General features: G+C 38.6%; 9 protein-coding genes and 1 pseudogene. 8 read left to right on the forward strand and 2 right to left on the reverse strand.

Annotated elements, in window-relative coordinates; genetic code table 11:
- The 6 genes from L652_RS0100130 to L652_RS0100155 all read left to right on the forward strand — a co-directional run.
- Window positions 1-422, forward strand: a 422-nt coding sequence (locus L652_RS0100130; RefSeq protein ID WP_024603159.1) for a solute carrier family 23 protein, incomplete at its 5' end; no start/stop codon positions are given.
- 145 nt (window positions 423-567) lie between these two features.
- A complete protein-coding gene (locus L652_RS0100135; protein WP_024595937.1) occupies window positions 568-2,313 on the forward strand; it encodes an HAD-IIB family hydrolase in 1,746 nt (581 codons plus the stop codon).
- A complete protein-coding gene (locus tag L652_RS0100140) occupies window positions 2,306-3,526 on the forward strand; it encodes a glycosyl transferase (protein ID WP_002958673.1) in 1,221 nt (406 codons plus the stop codon). The genes L652_RS0100135 and L652_RS0100140 overlap by 8 nt, the downstream gene beginning before the upstream one ends.
- A 55-nt stretch (window positions 3,527-3,581) precedes the next feature.
- Window positions 3,582-5,360 (forward strand): sugar phosphorylase, encoded by a 1,779-nt coding sequence (locus L652_RS0100145; protein ID WP_024603160.1) that lies wholly within the window; start codon window positions 3,582-3,584, stop codon window positions 5,358-5,360.
- Window positions 5,361-5,529: 169 nt separating this feature from the next.
- Complete coding sequence (locus L652_RS0100150; protein ID WP_024595238.1) at window positions 5,530-5,919, forward strand: cytochrome b562; 390 nt, start codon at window positions 5,530-5,532, stop codon at window positions 5,917-5,919.
- 82 nt (window positions 5,920-6,001) lie between these two features.
- The gene (locus L652_RS0100155) at window positions 6,002-6,388 is read left to right on the forward strand and encodes an OsmC family protein (protein WP_008170108.1); all 387 of its coding nucleotides are present in this window, start codon (window positions 6,002-6,004) and stop codon (window positions 6,386-6,388) included.
- Window positions 6,389-6,450: 62 nt separating this feature from the next.
- Here the strand turns inward: L652_RS0100155 and ykgO are convergent, their stop codons facing one another.
- Complete coding sequence (ykgO, locus tag L652_RS0100160; RefSeq protein WP_024595239.1) at window positions 6,451-6,585, reverse strand: type B 50S ribosomal protein L36; 135 nt, start codon at window positions 6,583-6,585, stop codon at window positions 6,451-6,453.
- Window positions 6,582-6,848 carry a type B 50S ribosomal protein L31 gene (locus L652_RS0100165; protein ID WP_007580864.1) on the reverse strand — a complete coding sequence of 89 codons (267 nt, stop codon included), beginning with the start codon at window positions 6,846-6,848 and terminating at the stop codon, window positions 6,582-6,584. The genes ykgO and L652_RS0100165 overlap by 4 nt, the downstream gene beginning before the upstream one ends.
- 241 nt (window positions 6,849-7,089) lie before the next feature.
- Between L652_RS0100165 and L652_RS0100170 the strand changes: the two genes are divergently transcribed.
- Both L652_RS0100170 and L652_RS1000000125230 read left to right on the forward strand, forming a co-directional pair.
- A complete protein-coding gene (locus L652_RS0100170; protein WP_007580861.1) occupies window positions 7,090-7,359 on the forward strand; it encodes a hypothetical protein in 270 nt (89 codons plus the stop codon).
- A gap of 328 nt (window positions 7,360-7,687) precedes the next feature.
- A pseudogene (locus L652_RS1000000125230) lies at window positions 7,688-7,861 on the forward strand (GGDEF domain-containing protein); the annotation flags it as partial.

Consider the following 7,861-nt stretch of genomic DNA (forward strand, 5'->3'; position numbering starts at 1 on the left):
CTGCCGCATCATTATTTGGCGGCCCGCCTAACACAACTTACTCAGAGGTAACGGGAGCAGTTATGCTTACCAAAAACTTCAATCCTAAAGTAATGATGTGGACAGCCATTATCGCCATTATTTTAGCCTTTGTTGCTAAAATGGGATCTGGCTTACAGACTATACCTGTACCTGTAATGGGCGGCATTATGATTCTACTTTTTGGCTCTATTGCTGTAGTGGGTTTAAATACATTAGTTAAGTCGGGCGATGATTTAACAGCACCACGTAACTTAAGTATTGTTGCACTTATTTTGGTGTGCGGTATTGGCGGTATGCATATTGGTGGTAGCCAATTTAGTTTAGAGGGCGTAAGTTTATGCGCTATTTTAGGCATTGTGCTCAACCTTGTATTACCTAAGGCGCAGCCTCAAGAGAGTTAATAGTGCACGTAAGTTAAAAATATTGCACCATAATAGCGCATTTTTAATGCGCTATTTTTTTAACCTACTAATAAATATACAAAAATAATAATGGTCTAGTATCTGCATTTAACTTCCAGAACGCATTGTATGCAAAGGAGTTACTATGTCAGAGGCCAATATTGTGGATATAACCCCGTTTTTAGCAAAACACCAACTGCCTTTAAAGTATCAATATTTGAGTGAGCAATATTTTGTTCCACTTGCGCATGACATCCTCGAATCTAAAAAAACAAATACTCCTATTTTTGTTGCCATAAATGGATGCCAAGGCTCAGGAAAAACAACACTCGCTGATTTTTTAGTTACCTGGTTTTCTAAAAACACACCACTTAACAGTGTTGCATTGTCTATTGATGACTTTTATTTAGCAAAACAAGCACGTAGTGAACTTGCCAAAGACGTACATCCTCTTTTTACTACTCGCGGAGTACCGGGTACTCACGATGTAGCGTTAATGAATAGCACAATAACTAACTTACTGGCAGGAGAGGTAAACGTACCGCTTCCACGTTTTAATAAACACGAAGACGACTGCGTGCCAACAAGTGATTGGCTAACAAACGAAAAGCCAGTTGATATTGTTATTTTAGAAGGGTGGTGCGTTGGCAGTGAGCCACAACCGCTGTTTTCATTAAGTGAGCCGCTTAACGAGTTAGAGCAACAGTTTGATAAAGAAGGCGTTTGGCGCCGCTGTGTAAATAGCTGTTTGGCAAACGAATATAAAGCCGTTTTTAACCTAATTGATTATACAGTTATGCTAAAAGCACCGAGTTTTAGTGATGTTTTTACATGGCGACAAGAGCAAGAACAAAAGCTAATAGCCAAAAAAGGTGCAGGCTCAGGCACCATGACTAACGAGCAATTGGTGTATTTTATTTCTCATTTTGAGCGCATTACGCGTGAGAACTTAAACACACTGAGCGCTAAAGCAAACGCTTTAATTGAACTTGATAGCAACCGAGATATTAGCGGTATGCACCTAACAAGTGATGACACCCTTCAACCTATTATTTTTACAGATTTGGACGGCACATTACTCGATCACGCCGATTACAATACAAATAATATCAGTGAGTTATTACAGCAGCTGCAAAATGCGCATATTCCTGTGGTGTTTAATACCAGCAAAACTTTTTGCGAAGTTATAGAGCTTAAAAACGATTTAAACATTCAGCAGCCTTTTATTGTAGAAAACGGTGCTGCGGTATTTATTCCAGAAGATTATTTTGAACTTAAGCCTATAGGTTGCAAAAAAATAGGCGCGTATTGGTGCTACGCAATGGCAAAGCCGCTATCGAGTTTATTAAAGGACTTAAATACTTTAAAGGCAGATTATAAAGCACATTACAAATTGTTTAGTGACTTATCGAGTGAGCAAATATCAGAACTTACAGGTCTCGATGATGCGCAAGCAAGACGCGCACAAACCCGCGATTATTCAGACCCTCTTTATTGGTATGGCAATGACGAATTACTCACAGCTTTTGTAAACGATGTTGAAGCACTCGGCTACGATATAAAAATTGGTGGGCGCTTCATTCATATTGCCAAAAATACCGATAAAAGCGCTGCACAGCAGTGGTTAGTTAAACAGTTTACCCATCATTTCAGAAAGCCTCTCACGGTTATAGCACTGGGTGATAGCGATAACGATAAGCAAATGTTAGAACACGCAAACATCGCCATTATTATTGCCAATCCGGCGAGTAAAAAGCCGGTTAAATTGTCGCACAATAAAGCACGATACTCTCAATCACCAGCACCGCTGGGCTGGATTGAAGAAATAACATCGTTGCCGTGCATTAGCAGTATTTTAAGTATTTCTGAGGAGCAAACATCTCATGGCTGATTTTTACCAAAATGGCATTATTACAACATTACATAATATTGCCGACAGACCAATAGAAGACCTAGAAAAAGAGCTACTTACTTTTAGTAAGCAGCGCCCTATGGGGTTAATACTTCCTTCGCTATTTAGTGAACTTGAAGGCCCTGCGCTGCAAAATATAGTTAGTGAATTACGCGAAGTACCGTATTTATCACAAATTACGATAGGCTTAGATAGAGCCGACGAAGCACAATACCGTCATGCACTAGGCTTTTTTAAAGAGCTAAACCAAAATCATAAAGTATTATGGAACGACGGCCCACGCTTACAAGCACTAGATAAAGAATTACAAGAGCTAGGTGTTGCCCCACGCGAGCTGGGTAAAGGGCGTAATGTGTGGTATTGCATGGGCTATAAATTAGCAACAGCAGAAGTAGAGTCTATCGCACTGCATGATTGTGATATTTTAACCTACGACAGAAGCCTACTTGCTCGCTTAATTTACCCCGTTGCGCATCCGCGTTTTAACTATGAATTTTGTAAAGGGTTTTACCCGCGTACTGCTAATGGCAAAATTAATGGCCGTGTATCGCGCTTATTAGTAACGCCACTGCTTCGCTCATTTAAAACAATTTTAGGCAATACCGACTACCTTGAATATATGGACTCTTTTAGATACCCACTTGCAGGTGAGTTTTCGTTTAGACGCGATGTATTAAACGATATTCGCATTCCAAGTGATTGGGGCCTTGAAATAGGTGTACTGAGTGAAATGTATCGTAACTATTCGCATAACCGCTTGTGCCAAGTAGATATTGCCGATAATTACGATCATAAACACCAAGAACTTTCACTTGATGATCAAAGTGCAGGTTTGTCTAAAATGTCGATTGATATTACTAAGGCATTGTTTAGAAAGCTGGCGACTCAAGGTGTTACTTTTACCAGCGAAACAATTCGTTCATTAAAAGCGACTTATTACCGTATCGGTCTAGATTTTATAGAAACGTATCATAACGACGCGCTAATGAACGGGTTAACGCTTGATGTACACCAAGAAGAAAAAGCAGTAGAAATGTTTGCACAAAATATTATGGAAGCAGGGCAACACTTTTTAGAAAACCCAATGGAAGCGCCATTTGTGCCAAGTTGGAACCGTGTTGTATCTGCAATGCCAGACGTACTTGAGCGCTTAAAAGAAGCCGTAGAGCTAGATAACGAAGAATATAGTTAACCTGCGTGCAGGTTAACTAGCCTATAAGTCTAAACAATAAATATTAGGGGCGCATGTGAGCACAGTTAGCGAATTATTTTTACAACGAGTAGAGCAACATCTTCATATTATTTATGAGGGTGTTGAGCTGCCTTTATCGGTTACTGAGCTTGCTCAGCAACTTATTAAAATTATATTAGGTAGCAATGCACTGCGCGACCCGACACCCCATACAAACCGATGGGATGAACAAGATATAGTATTGATTGCTTATGGCGACTCTATTATAAAACACGATGATAGCGAATTTGCCGTATCGAGCCCAATGGAGGCACCGCTTAAAACACTACACCGGTTTATAAAAGAGCAATGTGATATGCAGCTAAATGCGCTGCACATATTGCCATTTTACCCGTACAGCTCAGATGAAGGCTTTGCCGTAATGAACTACGTGCAAGTGAATGAGTCGTTAGGTGATTGGGGAGATATTCAAAACATCGCTAAAGACGTAAAGTTAATGGCAGATTTAGTTATTAACCATTGCTCAAGCAGAAGCGTATGGTTTGAGAACTTTTTAAATGATTTACACCCGGGTAAAGATTATTTTAAAACGGCGAGCTTAACGGATGATTTAAGCCAAGTTGTACGCCCGCGAACCTCATCGTTATTAAATACTGTAACAACGCCAAGCGGTGAAAAGCACGTATGGTGTACGTTTAGTCACGATCAGGTTGATTTTGACTTTGGCAATCCTGATGTACTTAAAGAGTTTGTGGGAATAATTAGGCATTATTTAGACAATGGCGTACGTTTATTTAGACTCGATGCGGTTGCATTTTTGTGGAAACAGCTTAATACAAGTTGTATTAACTTGCCGCAAACACATGAAGCCGTAAGGCTAATGCGAACACTTATTGAGCACGCAGAGCCCAGCGTAGTTATAATTACCGAAACCAATATTCCAAACCAAGAAAACCTGTCTTATTTTGGTAATGCCAACGAAGCGCACAGTATTTATAACTTTGCCTTACCGCCATTGTTGCTACACACATTACTTAGCGGAGATAGTACAGCAATTAAACATTGGATGATGAGTATGCCGCCTGCGCAAAATGGTACTGCATACTTTAACTTTATAGCCTCGCACGATGGAGTAGGGCTCAGACCAATTGAAGGTTTACTACAACCTAGCGAAGTGGCGTCACTAGTAAGTACAACCATGCAGTTTGGTGGTCGTGTATCTATGCGTACAAGTAACGATGGCACACATACACCGTACGAGCTAAATATTGCTTTATTTGATGCACTTCAAGGGACGCACAATGGCCCCGATAAGTTTGGCCTTGAGCGATTTATGTGTGCTCACGCAATTATGTTTGCGCTTGAAGGTATCCCAGGGCTTTATATTCATAGTTTGTTGGGTACAACTAACGATTACGACCGATTTGAAAATTCACAGCATAACCGCGCTATTAACCGCCATCGTTGGCAAGAATCAAAGCTACTCGCGGCAATTGGTGAAAAGTACAGTCATCATCATAAAGTGTTTAACGGCATAAAAAGCTTATTGGCAGTGCGCAAAAAGCAGAGTGCCTTTCACCCCAATGCTACACAGTTTACGCTGCATTTAGCGGGTGGTTTATTTGGCTTTTGGAGGCAAAGTATAGACAGACGCCAAAGCATATTTTGTGTTTATAACATTAGCGATAAACCACAAACGCTCACATTGGCCGACTTAAACTTAATTAACACCCAAAAGTGGTTTGATTTGGTGGCAGATAAAACGATTGAAGAAAGCCAATTAACGATAGAGCTAGAACCATACCAAAGCGTGTGGCTGAGTAATATTAAATAAGCTTTAACTCATTATAAAAGTCTGCAAATGCAGGCTTTTTTATTGTCTAAACGTTGTAGTTACTTACTGTAAAGCCCCTTTACAGCACTTAACGGTTCACTATATCTGTTGAGTTACTTTTATGAGCATAATTGATACAATTAGCCTTCTTTTATTTATAGGGTTTTTCATGAAGTATTTTTATTTAGCTATTACGTTATTATTTAGCTCATTGGTTTTAGCCGAGGAACCTGTCGATCTTGAAATAAATATGAAAAATACGGGCCTTGCGTATAAACAAGCAGTGCAGGCTACACAGATTGACGAATTTAATACCGCAATCGATGAATTTATTAAGCTGGTAAAAATAAGTAAAACGGCTAAATTTTACAAAAAAGCTGAACAATCATTACAAGGCCTTGATAAAGTGATTGCCCAAGCTGAACTTGCAAAAAAAGCAGCGAACGAGCAGGGGCTAAGTGCGGCAAAAGTACCACTGAAAAATATAGATAACTTACGTAAAAAATATCATGAGTTACATGAACCTCCAGGGGTCTTTGAATTACTGTTCGGTTCATAAACCTAAACACTATGTATCTTTAGGAATTACTTTTAATTAATTGCGTTAAAGGTATCTGCAGCAATAAATATAAGGAAACACAATGGAAATTTCAGTTTCAATGTTAGAAGGCCAAAAGCAAAGCGCTAAATTTGGCGACCTAGAAGTAATAAGCGATCAAAGTGTAAACGCAGGTGGCAATGCAGAGCATCCAGAACCGTTTGATTATTTTTTAGTAAGTATGGTTTTATGTGCAGGTTTTTATGCGCGTAAGTTTTGCGAGCAGCGTGATATTTCAACGCAAGGTATGACGCTTACTCAAAATAACGAAAATGTAGATGACAACGGTAAAAAGCTATTTTCAATTGAGATTAACTTACCAGAAGGCTTCCCTGATAAATATAAAAAGGCGCTTATTGCAGCCGTTAATACCTGTACGGTAAAAAAAGTAATTCAGGCAGTGCCAGAGTTTTCAGTAGTGGTAAAATAGTCCCCCTAAATTAGGTAGCTTAAGCAAGCTACCTAATTATAAGTTGAGCATCCCCGTTTAACTTATTTCTTTTTCATTCCTTGTACTGCTTTAAAGCGTGGGTTGTTTTTACAAATTACGAATACGCGACCTTTGCGTTTTACAATTTGACACTCCGGACGTTGCTTAGCACTTTTAAGAGAGCTTAATACTTTCATACCTTTTCCTTTTTAACAGTCGATAAACTTTTAAAACGACGATTAAACTGCGCAACGCGGCCATCTGTAGCGGTTGTTTTTTGCTTGCCTGTATAAAATGGGTGCGAGTCACTTGATACATCAATAGGTACGTATGGATATGTATTACCGTCTATTTCTACTGTGCGGCTCGTTTTTATGGTTGAGCCAATAATAAAGTAAGAATCGGCAGCGGTATCGTGAAAAGCAACCACGTGGTAATCAGGATGAATATTTGGTTTCATAATACGCCTCAATAAATGATATGTGATAGTATATCATTTTAATTTAACGTATTTATTCTCCCATTGCAAATTATTTAAATGTTCCTCAAAAAGGGCGTAATTGCTGGCTATTTGCGCAAACAAATCAAAAAATAAGCACTTGAATCAAAAATGCTGGCTATTGGCGTTTAGGCTGTTATAACTATATTTAAGAGTTAAAACGTTAACAAATACGGTTATAAAGTTATTACAGAGGTTATGTATGAGTGACGCAACACAACAACAAGAACAAATTGATCAAGGGGTGATGGAAACCCTAAGAGAGCGCGACCACAGTACCTTGGCGCAACAAGTAAATCCTTTAACCTGCAACCACAATGATATTGTAGAGTTACTAGCAAGGTATATGGCACTAAGCGAGCAAGAAGATGATGAGCTGTTTGATGATTGGTTTGATAACCTAACTAAAGAGCAACATACTGTTTTAAAAGTATTTGAAGTTTACCGTGGACAATATGAGCACCAAAATTAAAGTGTTTATTTTTGTAAGTATGCCAAATCCAGTGGTTATTTAAATAAAACTAAATAGCCACTACTACTTTTTCATTAAAGAGTAGCTATGTTGTATCAGCCACTACTCCCACCTGTTTAAATCATAATTTTTTGCGGATTGAATCTTATCTTTATTTAGGCACGACTTACTGATATTTATAAATATTTATTTATTGCTATTTTTAGGTAATGTTCTAGTTTGAATAGGCAGACTGTTTATAGTTTAAATAAGTTTATCGGATTATATACTCGAAAATATTCGCTCCAGTTTCGTAATTTATAAAACATTTAAAATTAATAGAGCTTTAATGATTAAACCTGAGATTCCAAATAACGAAGCTGAGCGATTACACGCGCTTAGAGCATTAAAAATTCTAGATACGTCTCATGAAGAGCGATTTGATCGTGTTACTCGTATTGCCAAGCGTATGTTTAATGTTTCTATTTCATTGGTTACTTTGATTGACGAAGACCGCCAGTGG

The sequence above is a fragment of the Pseudoalteromonas sp. TB25 genome (assembly GCF_000497995.1).
Taxonomy (GTDB): domain Bacteria; phylum Pseudomonadota; class Gammaproteobacteria; order Enterobacterales; family Alteromonadaceae; genus Pseudoalteromonas; species Pseudoalteromonas distincta.